At 69.1% G+C, this 17,862-nt stretch carries 17 protein-coding genes; 9 read left to right on the top strand and 8 right to left on the bottom strand.

From position 1 onward, the window contains the following. Positions 1–40: 40 nt before the first annotated feature. The 4 genes from def to PV679_RS05885 all read right to left on the bottom strand — a co-directional run bounded on the left by def (position 41) and on the right by PV679_RS05885 (position 3,612). Complete coding sequence (gene def, locus PV679_RS05900; protein WP_319678954.1) at positions 41–709, bottom strand: peptide deformylase; 669 nt, start codon at positions 707–709, stop codon at positions 41–43. Positions 710–880: 171 nt separating this feature from the next. Next, positions 881–2,182, bottom strand: a complete 1,302-nt coding sequence (locus PV679_RS05895; RefSeq protein WP_319678953.1) for a ThuA domain-containing protein — start codon at positions 2,180–2,182, stop codon at positions 881–883. 281 nt (positions 2,183–2,463) lie between these two features. Continuing rightward, positions 2,464–2,907 carry an SPW repeat protein gene (locus tag PV679_RS05890; RefSeq protein ID WP_319678952.1) on the bottom strand — a complete coding sequence of 148 codons (444 nt, stop codon included), beginning with the start codon at positions 2,905–2,907 and terminating at the stop codon, positions 2,464–2,466. A gap of 216 nt (positions 2,908–3,123) precedes the next feature. After that, positions 3,124–3,612: a MarR family winged helix-turn-helix transcriptional regulator gene (locus PV679_RS05885; RefSeq protein ID WP_319678951.1), complete on the bottom strand. Its 489-nt coding sequence runs from the start codon at positions 3,610–3,612 to the stop codon at positions 3,124–3,126. 224 nt (positions 3,613–3,836) lie between these two features. On the opposite strand from PV679_RS05885, the gene PV679_RS05880 reads away from it, so the two are divergent. The 9 genes from PV679_RS05880 to yicI all read left to right on the top strand — a co-directional run bounded on the left by PV679_RS05880 (position 3,837) and on the right by yicI (position 13,886). After that, positions 3,837–4,019, top strand: a complete 183-nt coding sequence (locus tag PV679_RS05880) for a hypothetical protein (RefSeq protein WP_319678950.1) — start codon at positions 3,837–3,839, stop codon at positions 4,017–4,019. A 139-nt stretch (positions 4,020–4,158) separates the two neighbouring features. Next, positions 4,159–4,353 carry a DUF1918 domain-containing protein gene (locus PV679_RS05875; RefSeq protein ID WP_319678949.1) on the top strand — a complete coding sequence of 65 codons (195 nt, stop codon included), beginning with the start codon at positions 4,159–4,161 and terminating at the stop codon, positions 4,351–4,353. Between the two features lie 129 nt (positions 4,354–4,482). After that, positions 4,483–5,361, top strand: a complete 879-nt coding sequence (locus tag PV679_RS05870; RefSeq protein ID WP_319678948.1) for a polysaccharide deacetylase — start codon at positions 4,483–4,485, stop codon at positions 5,359–5,361. Positions 5,362–5,602: 241 nt separating this feature from the next. Next, a complete protein-coding gene (locus PV679_RS05865) occupies positions 5,603–6,676 on the top strand; it encodes a LacI family DNA-binding transcriptional regulator (protein WP_319678947.1) in 1,074 nt (357 codons plus the stop codon). A 416-nt stretch (positions 6,677–7,092) separates the two neighbouring features. Beyond that, positions 7,093–8,322, top strand: a complete 1,230-nt coding sequence (locus tag PV679_RS05860) for an extracellular solute-binding protein (RefSeq protein WP_319678946.1) — start codon at positions 7,093–7,095, stop codon at positions 8,320–8,322. Positions 8,323–8,332: 10 nt separating this feature from the next. Beyond that, positions 8,333–9,286 carry a sugar ABC transporter permease gene (locus PV679_RS05855; protein WP_319678945.1) on the top strand — a complete coding sequence of 318 codons (954 nt, stop codon included), beginning with the start codon at positions 8,333–8,335 and terminating at the stop codon, positions 9,284–9,286. 5 nt (positions 9,287–9,291) lie between these two features. Then, entirely contained in the window at positions 9,292–10,107 is an 816-nt protein-coding gene (locus PV679_RS05850) for a carbohydrate ABC transporter permease (RefSeq protein ID WP_319678944.1), read from the top strand. 48 nt (positions 10,108–10,155) lie between these two features. Beyond that, the gene (locus tag PV679_RS05845; protein WP_319678943.1) at positions 10,156–11,574 is read left to right on the top strand and encodes a GH1 family beta-glucosidase; all 1,419 of its coding nucleotides are present in this window, start codon (positions 10,156–10,158) and stop codon (positions 11,572–11,574) included. Further along, entirely contained in the window at positions 11,574–13,886 is a 2,313-nt protein-coding gene (yicI, locus tag PV679_RS05840) for an alpha-xylosidase (RefSeq protein WP_319678942.1), read from the top strand. The genes PV679_RS05845 and yicI overlap by 1 nt, the downstream gene beginning before the upstream one ends. 102 nt (positions 13,887–13,988) lie before the next feature. On the opposite strand, the gene PV679_RS05835 is transcribed toward yicI, so the two are convergent. The 4 genes from PV679_RS05835 to PV679_RS05820 all read right to left on the bottom strand — a co-directional run bounded on the left by PV679_RS05835 (position 13,989) and on the right by PV679_RS05820 (position 17,665). Then, the gene (locus PV679_RS05835) at positions 13,989–14,705 is read right to left on the bottom strand and encodes a TetR/AcrR family transcriptional regulator (RefSeq protein ID WP_319678941.1); all 717 of its coding nucleotides are present in this window, start codon (positions 14,703–14,705) and stop codon (positions 13,989–13,991) included. Between the two features lie 93 nt (positions 14,706–14,798). Further along, on the bottom strand, positions 14,799–15,662 hold the full coding sequence (locus PV679_RS05830; RefSeq protein WP_319678940.1) for an oxidoreductase: 864 nt from the start codon (positions 15,660–15,662) through the stop codon (positions 14,799–14,801). A 288-nt stretch (positions 15,663–15,950) separates the two neighbouring features. After that, entirely contained in the window at positions 15,951–16,778 is an 828-nt protein-coding gene (locus PV679_RS05825; protein WP_319678939.1) for an alpha-L-glutamate ligase, read from the bottom strand. After that, positions 16,775–17,665 (bottom strand): hypothetical protein, encoded by an 891-nt coding sequence (locus tag PV679_RS05820; protein WP_319678938.1) that lies wholly within the window; start codon positions 17,663–17,665, stop codon positions 16,775–16,777. Before PV679_RS05820 ends, PV679_RS05825 begins: the two co-directional genes overlap by 4 nt. Positions 17,666–17,862: the final 197 nt, after the last annotated feature.

The following is a 17,862-nucleotide window of genomic DNA, read 5'->3' as shown; positions in this document are numbered from 1 at the left end:
ACAATCAAATAAATACGGCTCAACCGGGCCATTCCGCTGGTTACGACGCGGATGAAGCCGCCTCTCCGAGGTTCTGTCCGGGCAGCGTGAAGCCGAGCTCGCGGGCGGCCACGGCGGGGGTGGGATGCGACCAGCGCCCGATCACATCGTCCGTGGTGGAGAAGGAGCGGGTCTCGGCGCGGTCGAGATAGAGCGTGCCGCCGAGATGGTCCGTCTCGTGCTGGACGATGCGCGCCGGCCATCCCGAGAAGAGCTCGTCGATCTCCCGCCCGGTCTCGTCCTGTCCGCGCAGTCTGATGCCGCTGTGGCGGGCGACGACCGCCTGCCAGCCGGGAATGCTGAGGCAGCCCTCGAAGAAGGCGGCCCGCTCCTCGCCGTCGGGCTCGTAGGAGGGATTGACCAGTACCCGGAACGGCTGGGGAACGCGGGCCCTCGCCTCACTCACCTCCGGCGGCAGCTCGGCCGGATCCTCGATCACGGCGAGACACAGCGGGATTCCCACCTGGGGCGCCGCGAGGCCGACGCCGGGCGCGGCGTGCATGGTCTCGCGCATCGCTCGCACGAGCCGGTCCAGCCGGTCGTCGCCGAGCTGTCCTTCGTACGGTGCCGCCGGACGGCGCAGCACCGGGTCACCGGCGGAGACGATGGTCAGCGGACGGGGGCCGTCGAGGAGTTCGTCGACGAGTTCGGTCAATGTGGTGGCCTGCATGGATCCACCCTCCCAGAAGCGGACCCGTGGTGAGGGCCGGGGCCCGGGCGGATCATCCACCGGCGACGCGGCCCGCCGGATGATCCGGCGGGCCGCGTACGGATACGGCCGGCGTCACTCGCGGAGAGGTACGTCAGTCCACGAGGAGGCGTAACCCGGTGGATCCGCCGGTCATGGCTGCTGGGTGAGCTGGAACGACTGGGCCGCCGAGCCGTCGCAGGACCGCTGGACGAGCTGGCTGCCGGAAGCCCCGCCGTTCGGGGCGCTGAGGCACTTTCCGGTGTGCCGGGCCGTGAAGTGGTACCGGCCGTTGGCCTCCGCGACGGCCTGCCACTGCTGGTTGGATCCGCCGGAGTAGGTCCAGAGCTGAAGAGGAGCGTTGTCAGCCGTCGACACATTGGTCACATCGATGACCTGCTGGCTGTTGCCACGGATCCCGATGCGGGAGAAGCCACCATCCGTGGAACGGAACTGGAACTGCTGGGCCGTGGTGCCGTTGCAGGTGTACTGCTGGATCGCCGTTCCGTTGGCGGTGGCCGCCGCACGAGCGTCGACACACAGGCTGTTACCGCTGTTGACGAGGGAGTACCACGCGGTCTCGGATATCGGGCCGCTCGGCGTCTCGCCTCCCCCTTCACCCGTGCCCAGCCACTTCAGGCTGTCGATGACGAAGCGGTTCTGGGTCTCGCTGCCGAAGGTGGACGACAGGGTCTGGCCCGTGCTGTAGTTCATGGCGTTGTGCCCGAAGTTGGCGTAGACCATTTTGTAGCTGGTGTTGGTCCACATGATCGGGTAGTCGCCGCTGTACCAGGACTGGTTGGGATCCGTACCCAGCGGGAAGCTCACGGGGTCGACCGAGGCCAGCGTGTTGATGTCGGCCCTGTTCCTGAGGTTGTTGCTCCAGCTGTACCACTCGCTGACCGAGGAGGTGAAGGTGGCGGGCAGGCCCGTGGTCGAGGGATGGGTCCTGTCCTCGACACGCAGCGTCGCGGTGGTGGGGCCCCAGGTGTTCGACCGGAAGTTCCCGCTGCCGAGGAATTCGTTGTAGTACCAGGGCCAGCTCTGGGCCTCGGTGGTGAACGCCGAGACATGGAAACCCATCCAGCCCCCGCCGGCGCGCATATAACGCTCGAATCCGGACCGCTGGGCGGCCGACTTGGGCGCGTCGTCCAGGAACAGCACCACCTGGTACTGCTGCGGAGTGATGTTGTTGAGCTGGTCCCAGTTGGTGGTCGCCGTGTACGAGAAGTTGTTGCTCGCGCCGGTCCTGGGGAACCACTCATTGGCCTCGCGGACGAAGCTGATGTGCGCGTCGTCCCAGGTGCCGTTGTAGAACGCCAGCACCTTGAACGGCGCCGCGCTCGGCTGCCGCACCGCCGCGTGGGCCGGAGCGGCGGTCAGGCCGAGCAGCACGGCCAGCAGCGCGAGCAACCGTAGGCCGGCTTGCCCCGCACGAACTCTGTTCCTGGTCATCCGAGGACGGTCCTTTCCGCTACCTGCTGAGGGGGTGCGCGCCGTTCTGTCATGTATATGACAGAACCACACGTCGCAATCGCCCGGAACACGCCGTCCGGGCACGCGAAACAGGGCTCACTTCGTGATTTAAGAAGTGAACCCATCCTCTGTCAAGGCTTTGGTATGGACCAATGTCCCGGAGGTCCGCCCTTCCAACCCTCCCCATGGCGGGGCGAGTTGCGGAGCGGACCTCCGGGGCAGGGACGGGGCCGGCCCGCCGGAACGGACCGGCCCGGGATTCAGGTCGTCCTTCGGCCGCTCTTCGCCGCCGCGCCCGCGCACACCACGCCGAGCAGGATCGTCAGACCGCCGATGACCGCGTTGTTCGCGATGATGCCGGCGTCGGGGCCGCTGCCGACAATCCAGGGAGCCACGATCAGCCACACACCCATGGCGCACATCGCCCAGCTCAGGCCGTACATCCTGGCCGGCCTGGCGGTGAAGCCGAGCGCCAGCACGCCTATCGCGATACCCAGGATGAGGTTGTGCACCGCCAGCGCGGGCTGAGCGCTGGAGAAATGGATGATCCACGGCGACACAGCGCAGTACAGGCCGACGAGAAACACCGGTCCGTCCACGAGCGCAACGTCGTGTCCGCCGAGCATGCGGGCGTATCGGGCCCTCATCTCGGGGGCATCGGGATGACCAGCGAGGTCTGCCCTCGTATGAGAGACGTCGGCCATACGACTCGCCTCCTTCGTTTGCCACAAGTCCGGCCGTGCTGCGCGGCATCGAGCCGCGACAAATCCATTTTGCGCCCATTTCACGCTTTTGTGTAGCGGAGCCCTGGCATTCGGCCTCACCGCCCCGGCTCGCGACCGGCACATCCCGTCCCCCACCGGCCTCGCCGGCCGCCATTCCCGGCAGGATTCACGGCGCCCGGCGACTACGGCTCGCGGCTACAGCTCGACGGACAGATCGACGGGCGCCAGGGACCGCGCCTCAAGAGCCACCGTCACCTTCTCGCAGAGTTCAGCGAACATGGCACGCTCACCGGCGGACAGGGCCGCCGTGGCGATCCTGGCGTTCTCGCGGCGGCTGTGTGCCACCCGGGTGAGGAAGGCGAGCCCTGTCGTGGTGAGCGAGGTGATCAGTTCACGCCGGTCCTCGCCGGTCGTCTCCTGGCCGACCAGATCGAGGTCCTTGAGCACTCTGAGCGCCTTGGAGGTGGTCTGCCGCGACACACCCAGGGCCGTACTCATGAAGGACGGCGTCATCGGCCCGCGGATACGGAGGAGTTCCAGCAGGTCGTACTGCTGCCAGGTCACTCCCTCGGGGTTCGAGCGGGTGCGCTGCGCGACCAGGATGCACTGGAGATGAGAGAGGGCGTTCTCCAGCTCGCCGGGCTCGCCGGGCGGCATGTCGAGTGAGCCGTTCGATCTCGTCATGAGGGACTCTCCACGCTCGGGACACTCGGGGACAGGGACACTCCGGGAACGCGGTGCGACTGGGACGTGTCGCGCTGGGCGATATGTGGTTGCCTCACAGTAACAAGCCCGCCTGACGGGCCAGTTGCCCGGGCCACGGCGGGCACGCCGCGCACCCAGCACATCGAGACACCCGCCGCGAGCATCGAGCGATTTCCACCCGGAAACCATATGCCACATCACGCTTGATCGACAATCATTTTCCGCAGCGAAACCAGTCGCGTGACACGCAGGAGCCGGCCAGGCCCGCGACGCCGCGCTGCACCGTGACACTGCGGTACGGCCGCGCCGTGGCGGCCACGGTGACCGGCCGGATGCGCGTACCCAGCACACCGGCGGCGGTCGTCTCCGCCCGTGCGACGGCCTGATCCAGCGAGAGCCAAGATCGCGCTCGTGCGGCGCCGGACCGATGGGCCTGCGTCTCCCGGCGACACTCCCGGCCACGGAGGGCGACCGGACGTGGCGTTCCGTACACTCACGGTCACATCGAGTGACACGGGAGTGCGGATGAAAGCGAACAAGGGCGACCGTCTGGTGATGCACGGCAGGGTGGTCGGCAAGCATGACCGCGTCGTGGAAATCGTGGAAGTGCTGGGACCGGACGGCACACCGCCGTTCAAGGTGCGCGCCGAGGACGGTCATGAATCGATCGTTTCGCCAGGTCCCGACTCGGCTGTGGAGTCGCGCCGGGCGTCCGAGTAACCACCGCTGCCCGGTCCGCCACGGCGACCGGGCAGCGGCCGTCTCTTCGAAGTGGTCCCGCCCGTGCGGGCGCGACGCTCATCACGCACGACACGGACTCCGCGCGGGAGACCGGCAGGGGAGCCCGGAATGACACAAGAGATCCTGGTGGCCTACGGGGTCGATGTCGACGCGGTCGGCGGCTGGCTCGGCTCGTACGGAGGAGCCGACTCGCCCTGCGACATCTCCCGGGGCCTGTTCGCGGGCGAGGTGGGTGTGCCGCGGATGCTGGAACTGTTCCGGCGCCGCGGGCTGGTCGCCACCTGGTTCTGGCCCGGTCACTCGGTGGAGACTTTCCCGGAGCAGTTCGAGGCGTGCGTGGCCGCCGGGCACGAGATCGGAGTGCACGGCTACAGCCACGAGAATCCGATCGCGATGAGCCGGGCCCAGGAGTCCGATGTCCTCGACCACTGTGTCGGTCTCATCAGCAGCCGCGCCGGGCGGCGTCCCACCGGTTATGTCGCACCCTGGTGGGAGTTTTCCACGGTCACCAACGAACTGCTGCTGGAGCGCGGGATCACCTATGACCACTCCCTGATGCACCGTGACTTCGAGCCCTACTACGTACGGGTCGGCGACACCTGGACAAAGATCGATTACGACCGTCCGGCGCGGGAGTGGATGAAGCCGCTGGAGCGCGGCGAGGAGACCGGCCTGGTGGAGATCCCGGCGAACTGGTATCTCGACGATCTGCCTCCGATGATGTTCATCAAGGCCAGCGCCAACAGCCATGGCTTCGTCAGCCCCAGGGACATCGAGCGGATGTGGCGCGACCAGTTCGACTGGGTCTACCGCGAGCACGAGTACGCCGTCTTCACCATGACCGTCCATCCCGATGTCTCCGGCCGGCCGCAGAACCTGCTGATGCACGAACGGCTGATCGACCACATCAGCGGTCATCCGGGAGTGCGCTGGGCCACCTTCGACGAGATCGCCACCGATTTCGTCCGCCGCCGCCCGCGCGCCTGACGCGCCGTCATCTCCGCTCCCCCGGTACTCCGCTCCGGCCGGTGACATCACCGGCCCGGACTGAACGGACTAACCGCCTATATCATCCCAAAAATTACCACATCGGACCAAATAGCCTTTCGCTGTGGTCCGTTCACCGGTCAGGGTGCTCCGGACCATCGCACGGAGCCGTTCGATACGATGACGAATCGCCGCTTCAGCACGTTCGCCGGCGTCGCGCCCGCATCACCGAAGAGGTCGAATGGCTACCATCAGGGACGTCGCCCAGCGGGCAGGGGTCGCGCCCAGCACCGTCTCCTATGTGTTCAACGGATCCCGGAGCATCTCCGAGGAGACGCGTGTGCGCGTACAGGAGGCCGTCGACGCCCTCGGCTATCACCCGCGCGCGAGCGCGCGGACCCTGCGCAGCAGCCGTACCCATGTGCTCGCCCTCGCCCTGCCGCGCGCCGCCGGTCTGCAGCACTCCGTGGACGGCCGGTTCGCGATAGACGTCAGCGACGCCGCCAACAGCCTCGGATACGACCTGCTGCTCACCACCTCCCGGGACAAGGCCGAGGGTCTGCGGCGGGTCGCACTCAGCGGTCTGGCGGACGCGGCCGTCCTGATGGCCGTCGACATGGAGGACGCGCGCATCGATGTCGTGCGGGAACTCGCCTTCCCGGCGGCTCTCATCGGGCGGCCCGCCGACGAGGACGCCCTGCCGTGGACCGACCTGGACTGGGAGGAGGCCGCCGTCCTGGCGGTGCGCGAACTGGCCGCGGCGGGACACCACGACGTGGTGTATCTCGCTCCCGCCGAATCCGAGGTGCTGGGCCGGCGCAGTTACGCGCTCCGCGGCATCGCCGGCGCCCACCGGGGCGCCCGTGCCACCGGCACCGCCGTCCAGGTGGTCCATTCGGTCAACGACGCGGCCGGACTCGCCCGCCGGCTCCACACCCTGCTCGCGGACCGCGCACACCGCGGCGTCCGGAAGCCGCCGACCGCCCTTGTCGTGCAGCATCCCTCCGCGCACCACCACATCCTGACCTCGGTGGCCGCGGCCGGACTCCGCGTGCCGGAGGACCTCACCGTCGTCGTCATCGGCGCCCTTCCCGGCGACCCGTCCAGCCAGCGGCTGTCCCGCGTCGAACTGCCGGTGGAGACGCTGGCCTCCGGAGTCACCAGCCTCGCCGTGTCCGCCGCGGCGGCGCTGCGTGAGTCGACGGCGAAGAACGCGGAACCCGGTACGGGCCTGCTGGCCGAGTCCGTCGGCCATCTGCTGATCGCACCGGTGCTGCTGCCGGGCACCGCGCCCCTCGCCCCGCCGCGGGACTGACCGCGCGGCCGGTCCTCGCCGAGGGCCTTCGCGCTGTCCTCTTTCTCACTCCGCTCCAACCCTTGTCGCCGTCTTGATGAACACCTAGCATCACTGCAGCACGCCGTCGAATCGATTCGACACGTCGATTCGACACCAAAAGCCGGGAGCCAAGTTGAGTACAAAATTGGGCATCGCGCACAAAGCGACCCGGCTTACCGGCGCACCGTACGGCCCCGCCCCGCCCGTGGGCCGGTATGGCGGCTGACAGTCATCCGCCCGTTCCCACGGCGTGCCGGGCACACGCCTCGCCGCTCTTTTCCCGGCTGTTCACCGACACCGGCGCCGACGGCACACCACCTGTGTCCGCCGCCGCGCTGTCCTCGCACGACCTCCGTCTCCTTACAGAGCCGTAGACCGAACGGAGAGCAACCTCCATGCAATCGCCTCGCCGCCGCCTCCGGGCGCCGGCCATGATCCTGACCGCTCTGCTGCCCGCGATCACCCTCGCGGGGTGTGCGAACGAGCCCGATCCCAACACCGTCACGGTGCTGAACTCGGCCACGGACACCCTTGAGCACGAAGCGCAGCAGAAGTACTTCGACAGGTGCGCCAAGCCTCTGGGAGTGAAGGTCGAGCAGACCAGCGTCCCCGCCAGCCAGGTGGTGTCCAAGGCACTCCGGATGGCCTCGTCCCACTCACTGACGGACATCCTGGAGCTGGACGGCTCCGAGCTGGCCCAGTTCGCCGACACCGGTGGCCTTGTCCCGCTGAAGACCGCGGGCGTGGATGTGTCCGGAATGTCCACTGGGGCCGTGAGCCTGGGCACCTTCAAGGGAACCCAGTACGGCATCGCCCGGTCGGTCAACTCGCTGGCCCTGATCTACAACAAGGATCTGTTGCGGCAGGCCGGGGTCACGCCGCCCACCACCTGGGACGAGCTCAAGACGACGGCCGCGAAGCTCACCCGGGGCAGGACGTACGGGATGGCCTTCAGCGCGACGCCCGACGCGGACGGGGTCTACCAGTTCCTGCCGTTCTTCTGGTCCGGCGGCGGCGACGAGGCCCATCTCGACAACGGCAAGGGCGCCGCCGCCCTCCAGCTCTGGAAGGATCTGATCGACAGCAAGTCCGCCTCCAGCGCCGCGGTCACCTGGAACCAGCAGGACGTCAACGACCAGTTCATCGCCGGGCGGGCCGCGATGATGATCAACGGCCCCTGGCAGGTTCCTGTCCTCAGCGAGCACAAGGATCTGAACTGGGCGGTCGCCTCCATACCGGTACCCGTGGCAGGCAAGCCCCCGGTGCCGCCGATCGGCGGCACCGTCATGGCCCTGCCTCGCACCGAGGACACCGGACGCCAGGGAACGGCCGCGAAGATCCTCAACTGTCTCAACGAGCAGCGGAACCAGGTCGCGTGGGGCGAGTCCGTCAACAACGTACCCACCCGTGCCACGGCCGCGGCCGAGTACAAGGCGGAGAACCCGAAGCTCGCCGCGTTCGCCGATGTGGTGGCCACAGCCCGTTCGCGCACCGCGCGCGTCGGCTCCCGGTGGCCGGTCATCTCCGATGCGCTGTCCGGCGCCTTCCAGTCCGTTCTGACCGGCGGCTCCACACCCGAAGCAGCCCTGAAGCAGGCCCAGTCACGGGCCACGGCCGGCGAGTGAGGAGACCGACATGACTGTCACCGCCACCCTTCCGGCACCCTCCGCGGAAGCCACCAGGAACACCCACCGCACACGCGGCCGGCGCGCCTCGCTGGCGCGCTGGTTCTTTGTCGCGCCCGCGGTCCTCTACATGCTGGCGTTCTTCGGCTATCCGCTCATACGCAATGTCGTCATGAGCTTCCAGCACTACACACCGCGCACCTTCTTCACCGGCGAGGCGCCCTTCAACGGCTTCGACAACTGGCGCGGTGTGTTCGACAATCCGCTGTTCACCAGCTCGCTCTGGCACACGCTCGTCTTCACGCTCGGCTCACTGCTCGGCCAGTTCGTCCTGGGTCTGGCGCTCGCCGTGTTCTTCTCCCGCACGTTCCGGCTGTCCGGTCTCGCCCGCGCGGTGCTGCTGCTGCCGTGGCTCGTGCCCATGGTGGTCTCGGCCGTCGTCTGGCGAAAGCTTCTCGACCAGGACACCGGGGTGCTCAACACCCTGCTGATGAATCTGCACCTCACCTCCTCCCCGGTGCCCTGGCTCAGCAGTCCGAGCGCGGCCCTGTTCTCCGCCGTCCTGGTCAACATCTGGGTCGGCATCCCGTTCAACATGGTGATCCTGTACGGCGGGCTGCAGGAGATCCCGCGTGATCTGTACGAGGCCGCCTCACTCGACGGCGCGGGTCCGTGGCGTACGTTCCGAAGCGTCACACTGCCGCTGCTGCGCCCGGTCATCACCGTGGTGCTGGTGCTCGGATTCATGTCGACGGTGAAGATCCTCGACCTGATCCTCGCGCTGACCGGCGGCGGGCCCGCCGACTCCACCCAGACCCTCGGCACCGTCACGTATCAGCTCTCCTTCCAGCAGCTCGACTTCGGACAGGGCGCCGTCGTCGGCAACATCCTCATCCTCGTCAGCGCGGTGTTCGCCGTGTTCTATCTCCGGGCCAACCGGTCCGACTTCGGCCAGGGGAAGTGATCGCCATGTCCACCCGCAACCTGCGCCGGGGCGGCAACACCGTCATCGCTCTGATCATTCTGCTCGTCCTGCTCTTTCCGCTGTACTGGATGCTCAACATCGCTCTCCAGCCCGGCGAGAGCCTCGCCTCGACAAGCTGGCTGCCGACCTCGCCGGGCTGGGACAACTTCAGCCGCGCGCTGAGCAGCCAGGGCGGCTCGCTGGGGACCAGCCTGCTGGTCGCGCTCGGCGCCGTCGTGGTCTGTCTGGCGCTCGCGGCCCCGGCGGCGTACGGGCTGGCCCAGCTCGGCCTGCACGGCAGCCGCACGATGGTGTTCGGCACACTGATCACACAGATGGTGCCCGGCATCGTCATCGCCAACGCTCTCTACAGCGCCTACGTCGATCTGAACCTGGTCAATTCCCTGCCGGGACTGATCCTGGCGGACGCCTCGCTCGGACTGCCGTTCTCCATCGTGCTGCTGCGGGCGTTCATGGTGTCGATCCCGAAAGAGGTCGTGGAGGCGGCGATGGTGGACGGCGCGAACCGCTTCACCGCGTTCGTCCGGATCGTGCTGCCGATGAGCCGCAACGCACTGATCACTGCGGGGCTGTTCACCTTCCTCTTCGCCTGGTCGGACTTCATGTTCGCGCTGACCCTGAACACCACGGACGACGTCAAGCCGATCACTCTCAGCATGTACGAGTACATCGGCGCCCACGTCAGCGACTGGGGCGCGGTCATGGCGACCGCCGTCGTCTCCGCCATTCCCGCCGCGATCCTGCTGGTGCTGGCCCAGAAGTATGTCGCCGCCGGGATCACCGGCGGCTCCATCAAGTAGCCCGGCAGACCGTACAGACCCGCACAGACCCGAAAGGGCCGCAACACAATGAGCACCACTTCTCCCGCCCCCTCAGCCTCCGCTGCTTTTCCGGTCTTTCCGCCGGGCTTCACCTTCGGCACCGCGACCGCCAGTTACCAGATCGAGGGCGCGCACGACGAGGACGGCCGCGGGCCGTCCATCTGGGACACCTTCAGCCACACTCCCGGCCGCACCCTCGGCGGCGCGACGGGCGATGTCGCATGCGACCACTACCACCGGTATCCGGAGGACGTGGAGCTGCTGCGCCGCCTCGGAGTGGACTCGTACCGCTTCTCCGTCGCCTGGCCGCGCATCCAGCCACAGGGCACAGGCCCCGTCAACGAGAAGGGACTGGACTTCTACGACCGGCTCACCGACTCGCTGCTCGCCGCCGGTGTCTCTCCCGCCGTCACCCTCTACCACTGGGATCTGCCGCAGGCACTGGAGGACCGCGGCGGCTGGCGTGTCCGGGAGACCGCCGAGCACTTCGCCGAGTACACCCGGGCCGTGGTGGCACGCCTCGGTGACCGCGTCGGACGCTGGATCACCCTCAACGAGCCGTTCTGCACCGCCTTCGTCGGGTACGCGGAGGGCCGTCACGCGCCGGGCGCCCGTGAGGGCACTCCCGCCCTGGCCGCCGCACACCATCTGCTGCTCGGCCACGGCTACGCGGTACGGGCCCTGCGCGAGGCGGGCGCCCGGGAGATCGGCATCACACTGAATCTCGACCGGATCGAGGCGGCCGGCTCCGCTCCGGCGGACCTGGCCGCGCTGCGCCGCGCCGAGACGCTGCACAACGAGGTGTGGACGGAGCCGCTGTTCGCCGGGCGCTACCCGGTCGCGGAGGCCGAGACCTGGGGCGCCCTGGCCGACGGTTCGTACCGCCGGGACGGCGACCTCGATGTGATCGGCGCTCCGCTGGACTTCGTGGGTCTGAACTTCTACCGCCCGCTGACCGTCGCCGACGCGCCGCACGCCGAGGCCGATCCCGGCCTGCGCACCGCCACGGACATCGGCGTCGTCGAGACCGATCCGTACGGCACCCGGCACACCACCATGGGCTGGCCCGTCGTACCCGAGTCCTTCACCGACCTGCTTGTCGCTCTGCACGAGCGTTATCCGGGCCTGCCTCCGATCCACATCACCGAGAACGGCTCCGCCGAGGCCGACACGCTCTCCGCGGACGGGGCCGTGCACGACGCGGACCGGGTGAGCTATCTGCGCGACCATCTCCGGGCGCTGTCGGCGGCGATCGACGCCGGAGTGGACGTGCGCGGCTACTACGTGTGGTCGCTGCTCGACAATTTCGAATGGGCCCGCGGCTACGACCAGCGCTTCGGCATCGTGCGTGTCGACTACGACACCCTGGAACGCACACCGAAGGACAGTTACCTCTGGTTCCGCGATCTGATCGCCGCCCACCGCGCACAAGAGCAGGAGCACTGATGAAATTCACCGACGGCTACTGGCTGATGCGCCCGGGTGTCACCGCGCGCTACGCGGCCGCCGTGGCCGACGCCGTTGTCGCCGACGACCGGATCACGCTCTACGCGCCGGTCAAGGAGGTGAAACGGCGAGGCGACACACTCAACAGTCCTCTGCTGACCGTGGAGTGCTGGTCGCCCGCCGAGGGAGTGATCGGCGTGCGCACCACTCATCACGCCGGCGGCGTCCCTCGCCGACCGGAGTTCGCGCTCACGTCCGGCCCGGAGGAAACGCGGGCCACGGTGTCCCGGGAAGGCTCGGCGATCGAGCTGACGTCCGGTGAGCTGTCTCTACGGGTCGACACCGCCGCCCCGTGGGCGCTGGACTTCTCCGCCGGCGGACAGCTCCTGACCTCCGTCGGCAAGCGCGGTACCGGCTTCGCCACCGACGCCGAGAACCGGCATTTCATGGTCGCGCAGTTGCCGTTGGGCGTCGGCGAGGGTGTGTACGGGCTCGGTGAACGCTTCACTCCGTATGTGAAGAACGGCCAGACCGTCGACATCTGGCAGGCGGACGGCGGGACGAGCAGCGAGCAGGCGTACAAGAACGTCCCGTTCCATCTCACCGACCGGGGATACGGCGTCTTCGTCAACCACCCGGGCCGGGTGTCCTACGAGGTGGGCTCGGAGTCGGTCGGGCGTGTGCAGTTCAGCGTCGAGGACCAGTCCCTGGAGTACTTCATCATCCACGGCCCCACTCCGAAGGAGATCCTCGCCCGGTACACCGCGCTCACCGGCCGTCCCGCGCTGCCGCCGGACTGGTCCTTCGGTCTGTGGCTGTCCACCTCCTTCACCACGTCGTACGACGAGGCGACGGTCACGCGCTTCGTGAAGGGCATGGCGGACGCGGAGATCCCGCTGAGCGTCTTCCACTTCGACTGCTTCTGGATGCGCGAGTACCAGTGGAGCGACTTCGTCTGGGATCCGGACGTGTTTCCGGACCCGGAAGGAATGCTCGCCCGGCTGAAGCGGCAGGGGCTGCGCGTCTGCGTCTGGATCAATCCGTACATCGCCCAGAAGTCACCGCTGTTCGCGGAGGGCATGGCCGAGGGCTATCTGCTCAGGAAGCCGGACGGCGCTGTCTGGCAGTGGGACCAGTGGCAGGCCGGTATGGCACTGGTCGACTTCACCAACCCCGCCGCCCGCGAGTGGTACGCGAGCAAGCTGCGCGTCCTGCTCGACCAGGGCGTGGACTGCTTCAAGACCGACTTCGGCGAGCGCGTGCCCGTCGATGTGGCGTGGCACGACGGCTCCGACCCGGAGCGGATGCACAACTACTACACGCAGCTCTACAACGAGACCGTCTTCGACCTGCTGCGGGAGGAACGCGGCGAGGGTGAGGCGGTCCTCTTCGCCCGGTCGGCGACGGCCGGCGGGCAGCGCCTTCCCGTGCACTGGGGCGGCGACTGCGAATCGTCGTTCGGAGCGATGGCCGAGTCACTGCGCGGCGGGCTGTCGCTGGGGCTCTCCGGCTTCGGCTTCTGGAGTCATGACATCGGCGGCTTCGAAGGCACTCCGGCGCCGGCGGTCTTCAAGCGCTGGGTGCAGTTCGGGCTGCTGTCGTCGCACAGCAGGCTGCACGGCAGCAAGTCCTACCGGGTGCCGTGGGACTACGGTGACGAGGCGGTCGAGGTCACCCGCGCCTTCACTCGGCTCAAGCACCGGCTGATGCCGTATCTCTACGGTGCGGCGGTGGGGGCCAGGGACTTCGGCACGCCGATGATGCGCGCCATGCTGCTGGAGTTCCCCGGCGATCCCGCCTGCCGGCCGCTCGACCGGCAGTACATGCTCGGCGGCGATCTGCTGGTGGCGCCGGTCTTCACCGAGGACGGCACGGTCGAGTACTACGTACCCGAGGGCACCTGGACCAATGTGCTCACCGGTGCGCGGGTCTCAGGACCCGGCTGGCAGCGTGAGACACACGGTTTCCACACGCTGCCGCTGCTGGCCCGGCCCGGCTCGGTCATTCCGTTCGGCGCCGTGAGCGACCGGCCCGGATACGGCTGGGCGGACGGTGTGACCCTGCGCGTGTACGCGCCGGCCGAGGACTCGGAAACGGTCACGGCCATCCCCACCCGGGACGGCTCGGGCACCGCGGCGGTCTTCACCACGCGGCGGACGGGCGAGGAGATCGTCGTCGAGACGGAGAGCGAGCTGCCGTGGCAGGTGCTGCTCGTCGGAGCCACCGCCGACGAGGACGGTGTCCAGGACCCGCTCGGCGCGCTGTACACCTGCCCGGCCGGCACACACCGGCTGACGGCCCGTTGGTCATGATCCCCGCGATTACCGGGAACTGAGCCCTCGTCAGCATGGGAGCGGGGCGGCGCCGCCGCCCCGCTCCCGGCTTCTCCTCGCGCCGCACGCGCCGACGCCGTGTCAGTACGGCCCAGCGCCGCGTCCGTGCTTCTCCCGGCCGGGATCGGCGAGCAGCCCGGTGATGGTCAGGAGCATGGCGCGGCCCAGTCTCTCGGCGAAGTCGACGCGGGAACGGGCCAGGCGCGGGTCCTGGACGGCCTCGGTGACGGAGGGCGAGGGGTTGGCGAAGGGCCACAGGCCCGCGATGAGGAGCACGGAGATCGCGACGAGTTCTCGCGCGGCGTCCTGGTCGAGCTCCGGAACACGCTCGCTGACCAGGCGGGCCAGCCGTTGCTGCTGCTCCGCGTTGGCCAGCTTGAACGCCCGGACGGACTCGGCGGAGATATTGCGTTCGAGCACCGTGCCGAGTGAACTCCACAGTTCGCAGATGAGCGGCCGGCCGGCCACGGAGCGGGCCCAGGTGTCGACCAGGAGCGCGGGAGGCACGGGGCGGCCGGTCGTGGCGGCCGGCGGAGGCAGCTCTTCTTCCAGCTCTTCCAGCCATTCGTGGAGAAGCTGGTTGAGCAGTTCGAAGAAGACGGCCTCGCGGGTCTCGAAGTAGCGGACCACATTGGATTTCGACAGCCCGACTCTGCGGCTCAGTTCGCGCAGACTCACCTCCGCCACCGGCATCTCGCCGAGCAGGGTCTCCGCGGCGTCGAGGATCGCCCGTCTGCGCGCCTCGCGCTGTTCGGGCCGCCGGGCCCGCTGGAACGCCGGTTCCTGGTCGTCGGTCACGGGCCGCCTCCTTCATGAGCGGCATGATTTTAGCAGGCCAGTGGCCTCTTGCCCGGTTCCGGCGGTCCGTTCGCCCCGGGCACGCCTGCGTCGTCAGCCGCGCGCGCCGCCGGCTTCGGCGACGTGGCCGGTGGCGAAGTCGATGGACTCGCTCACCTCTCGCCACGTGGCGTCCGAGGAGGCCAGGCCCTCCGCCATGGCGGCGGCCACCCGGACGGCGTCGCTGCCGAGCAGCAGACGCACCGGCGGATCGTCGACCTCGGTGATACGGATGATGACCTGGGCGGCGCGGGCCGGGTCGCCCGACTGCGCTCCGTCGGCCTTGCGCATGCGTTCGACCACGGGCTCGATCACGGGCTTGTAGGCGTCGCTGATCGGCGGTGTGTTCATCGAGGAGCCGGCCCAGTTGGTGCGCAGGCCGCCTGGCTCGATGACCGTGACCTTGACGCCGAAGGCGGCGACTTCCTTGGCGAGGACTTCGGAGAAGCCTCCGACGGCCCATTTGGCGGCCTGGTAGGCGCCCAGCCCGGCGCCGCCGACGCGGCCGCCGACGGAGGAGATCTGGACGATATGGCCGCCGCCCTGCGCGCGCAGGATCGGCAGCGCCGCCCTGGAGACATGGACGACACCATAGAAATTGGCGTCTATCTGAGCGCGGAAGTCCGCCTCGGCGAAGTCCTCGATGGAGGCGACGTCCGCGTAGCCGGCGTTGTTGACGACGACGTCCAGGCTTCCGAAGGCGTCGACCGCGGACCGGACGGCGGCCCTGGCGGCCGCGGCGTCGGTGACATCGAGGGCGACGGCGCGCACCCGCTCGCCGTACCGCTCGACCAGGTCGTCGAGCTGATCGGGTCGGCGGGCGGTGGCCACCAGGCGGTGACCGGCGGCCAGCACGGCCTCGGCGAGTTCACGGCCCAGGCCGCGGGAGCTTCCAGTGATGAGCCAGGTCTTGGACACGGTGGTGCCTCTCTGTTCTTTCGGTGTTCCGGGACGAGCGGGGCGCCGGCGGTCTCGTACGGCGCGCCGCCCGCGGCGGCCACACTTAGCGGACCGCTGGAACTTTATGGCTCCAACGTAACAGGCCAGTGGTCCGCTATCAACAGACCACTGGCCTTTTGTTAGCCGGATCACCGGTCGCCGATGGCGCCGATGCACGAAAGCCCGTCCTGTCGGCCGGCGGACAGCGCCCTCCCTCGTCCCCGGCTCACCGCGCCGCCGGCTCGGGAACGCATGAGCCGGCGGAACTCAGCGAGCCGCGGCGGCGCCCCGTTCGGCCGAGCGCAACGCCAGTGCCGCCAGCGCCTCCGGCGCGCCCGCCTGTCCGCGCACTCCGGGAAAGGCGTTGATGTCCACGATCAGCGGTACGCCGTCGCCCGCGTCGATCAGGTCCACTCCGTACACCTCCAGCGCGAAGACCGACCCCACCCGGCGTACCAGATCCGGCCAGCCGCCGGGCAGATCACCGAGCGCGAGCGGCAGCGTCGGCCCCCGGCCGCCGTCCGCCAGCTCGGAGCGGCGCAGCGCGCAGAAGACCTGATCCGCGATCACCCACAGTTTGTGGTCCCAGCCGCTGTTCGCCGTGTACGGCTGCACCACCACCGGCTCGTCCGGCCATGCCTCCGCCAGGGCGCCCAGGCGCCCGGCGTCGTCGACCCGGGCGACAAGGTCGTGCCGCCTGCTGTGTCTGCTCTTGACCACGAACGGAAAGACGGACTCCGTCTCCGCCGTGAGCCGCCGGAGCTCCGGCACGGTACGAGTGCTCGCGAACGGCAGCCCGGCGGAGCGGGCCAGCGCGGCCATCGCTGTCCGGTCCTGGCACAGCGCGGTCGCCGCGGCCGAGTTCACCACGGGAGCACCGCGCTTCTCCAGCGACCGGGCCAGGGCCAGCGAGCGCGGTGTCCGCGCCTTCAGCAGATAGACATCGGCGAGCGCGCCGGATGCGACCAGGTCCTCCGGCGGGCCGTCGGCCGCGTCCGGCGCCAGCGACTCCACCTGGTGGCGCGGCGTCAGCAGCGCGGCGGTGGCGGAGAGCAGCGGATGATCGGGCCTGGGCGTGATCAGACAGATCCTCATCTGCCGTCGCCGGCCGCCGCGGGAATCTGCGCGGGGACCCGCCGTGGCTCCGGCCGAGGCGGCGCGGGCTGCGCGCCGCCCGTACGGGCCAGCTCCAGAATGGCCCGCGCCACCCGGCCCGCCGCGTCCGGCACCTGCCGGAAGCTCGGGAAGTCGTTCACATCGACGACCACAGGACCGTCGGGACCGAGCAGCACATCGACCCCGTACAGATCCAGTCCGTAGACGACACCGACCTCGGCGACGATCCCGGCCACCTCTGCGGAGAGCGGCACAGGCCGCTCCCGCGTCGGCCGGTCCGGATGGAGCGGCGAGCTCCGCTCAGTGGCGTACAACTCGCCGCCGACGCAGTAGACCTTGAGGTCCAGTCCCGAGTTCGGCACGTACGGCTGGGCTATCAGCATCCCCTCCCCCGCGAGTTCGGGCTGGAGCTCGGCCAGCCGGTCCGGTGACGGCACCAGCCGCACCGCCCGCCCGGAGCTGCCGTCGGCCGGCTTGACCACCAGTGGGAACTCCGCGTCCGGTATCTCCGCCAAGGACTCCGGACGGGCCGCCGCGTAGGTCAGCGGCACCGGCAGGCCCCGGCTGCGGCCGATCGCCGCCGCCAGCGACTTGTCCCGTACGCCACGGATCGACCGGGCGTCATTGACCGTTGTCAGGCCGACCGCCGCGGCGGCCTCCAGAAGCGCCAGCCCCGGGCCACCGGACACCGTCTTGAGCACCCAGGCGTCGTGACTGCCGGCCCGTATCTCCTCGGACACCCGTATCAGCGAACTGCCGGGCCGGAGCACGTCCACCCGGTGGCCCCAGGCGGTGAGCCGGCTGATCACCTCTACGGGCATGCCGTCGTAGCGGTACTGCTCCTCCACCAGAAAGCAGAGTCTCATCGACCTTCCCCGTAACTCCGGACGCCCGAGGCTCTGTCCGGCGAGCTGTGACACCTCAGCGGTCATGATCCGCCCATCCGACAAGTGTCCCTCTACCGACCCCCCGTCAACTGCTCTGCCGAGACCGACGACCGGGCCGGGCAGGCTGGTTGCGGCGGAGGAGGTTCCGGCCGGAACGGTCTCCGCCGCAACCAGCC

This window comes from Streptomyces sp. AK02-01A (assembly GCF_033795305.1).
In the GTDB taxonomy this organism is placed as follows: Bacteria; Actinomycetota; Actinomycetes; order Streptomycetales; family Streptomycetaceae; genus Streptomyces.
The sequence above is the reverse complement of the archived record's forward strand: the minus strand, read 5'-3'. Positions and strand labels throughout refer to the sequence as shown.

What these genes read in the sequence shown, in the direction of transcription:
- def (WP_319678954.1), bottom strand. Translation starts at nt 709, where the DNA reads ATGCAGGCCACCACATTGACCGAACTCGTCGACGAACTCCTCGACGGC.
- PV679_RS05895 (WP_319678953.1), bottom strand. Translation starts at nt 2,182, where the DNA reads ATGACCAGGAACAGAGTTCGTGCGGGGCAAGCCGGCCTACGGTTGCTC.
- PV679_RS05890 (WP_319678952.1), bottom strand. Translation starts at nt 2,907, where the DNA reads ATGGCCGACGTCTCTCATACGAGGGCAGACCTCGCTGGTCATCCCGAT.
- PV679_RS05885 (WP_319678951.1), bottom strand. Translation starts at nt 3,612, where the DNA reads ATGACGAGATCGAACGGCTCACTCGACATGCCGCCCGGCGAGCCCGGC.
- PV679_RS05875 (WP_319678949.1), top strand. Translation starts at nt 4,159, where the DNA reads ATGAAAGCGAACAAGGGCGACCGTCTGGTGATGCACGGCAGGGTGGTC.
- PV679_RS05870 (WP_319678948.1), top strand. Translation starts at nt 4,483, where the DNA reads ATGACACAAGAGATCCTGGTGGCCTACGGGGTCGATGTCGACGCGGTC.
- PV679_RS05865 (WP_319678947.1), top strand. Translation starts at nt 5,603, where the DNA reads ATGGCTACCATCAGGGACGTCGCCCAGCGGGCAGGGGTCGCGCCCAGC.
- PV679_RS05860 (WP_319678946.1), top strand. Translation starts at nt 7,093, where the DNA reads ATGCAATCGCCTCGCCGCCGCCTCCGGGCGCCGGCCATGATCCTGACC.
- PV679_RS05855 (WP_319678945.1), top strand. Translation starts at nt 8,333, where the DNA reads ATGACTGTCACCGCCACCCTTCCGGCACCCTCCGCGGAAGCCACCAGG.
- PV679_RS05850 (WP_319678944.1), top strand. Translation starts at nt 9,292, where the DNA reads ATGTCCACCCGCAACCTGCGCCGGGGCGGCAACACCGTCATCGCTCTG.
- PV679_RS05845 (WP_319678943.1), top strand. Translation starts at nt 10,156, where the DNA reads ATGAGCACCACTTCTCCCGCCCCCTCAGCCTCCGCTGCTTTTCCGGTC.
- yicI (WP_319678942.1), top strand. Translation starts at nt 11,574, where the DNA reads ATGAAATTCACCGACGGCTACTGGCTGATGCGCCCGGGTGTCACCGCG.
- PV679_RS05825 (WP_319678939.1), bottom strand. Translation starts at nt 16,778, where the DNA reads ATGAGGATCTGTCTGATCACGCCCAGGCCCGATCATCCGCTGCTCTCC.
- PV679_RS05820 (WP_319678938.1), bottom strand. Translation starts at nt 17,665, where the DNA reads ATGAGACTCTGCTTTCTGGTGGAGGAGCAGTACCGCTACGACGGCATG.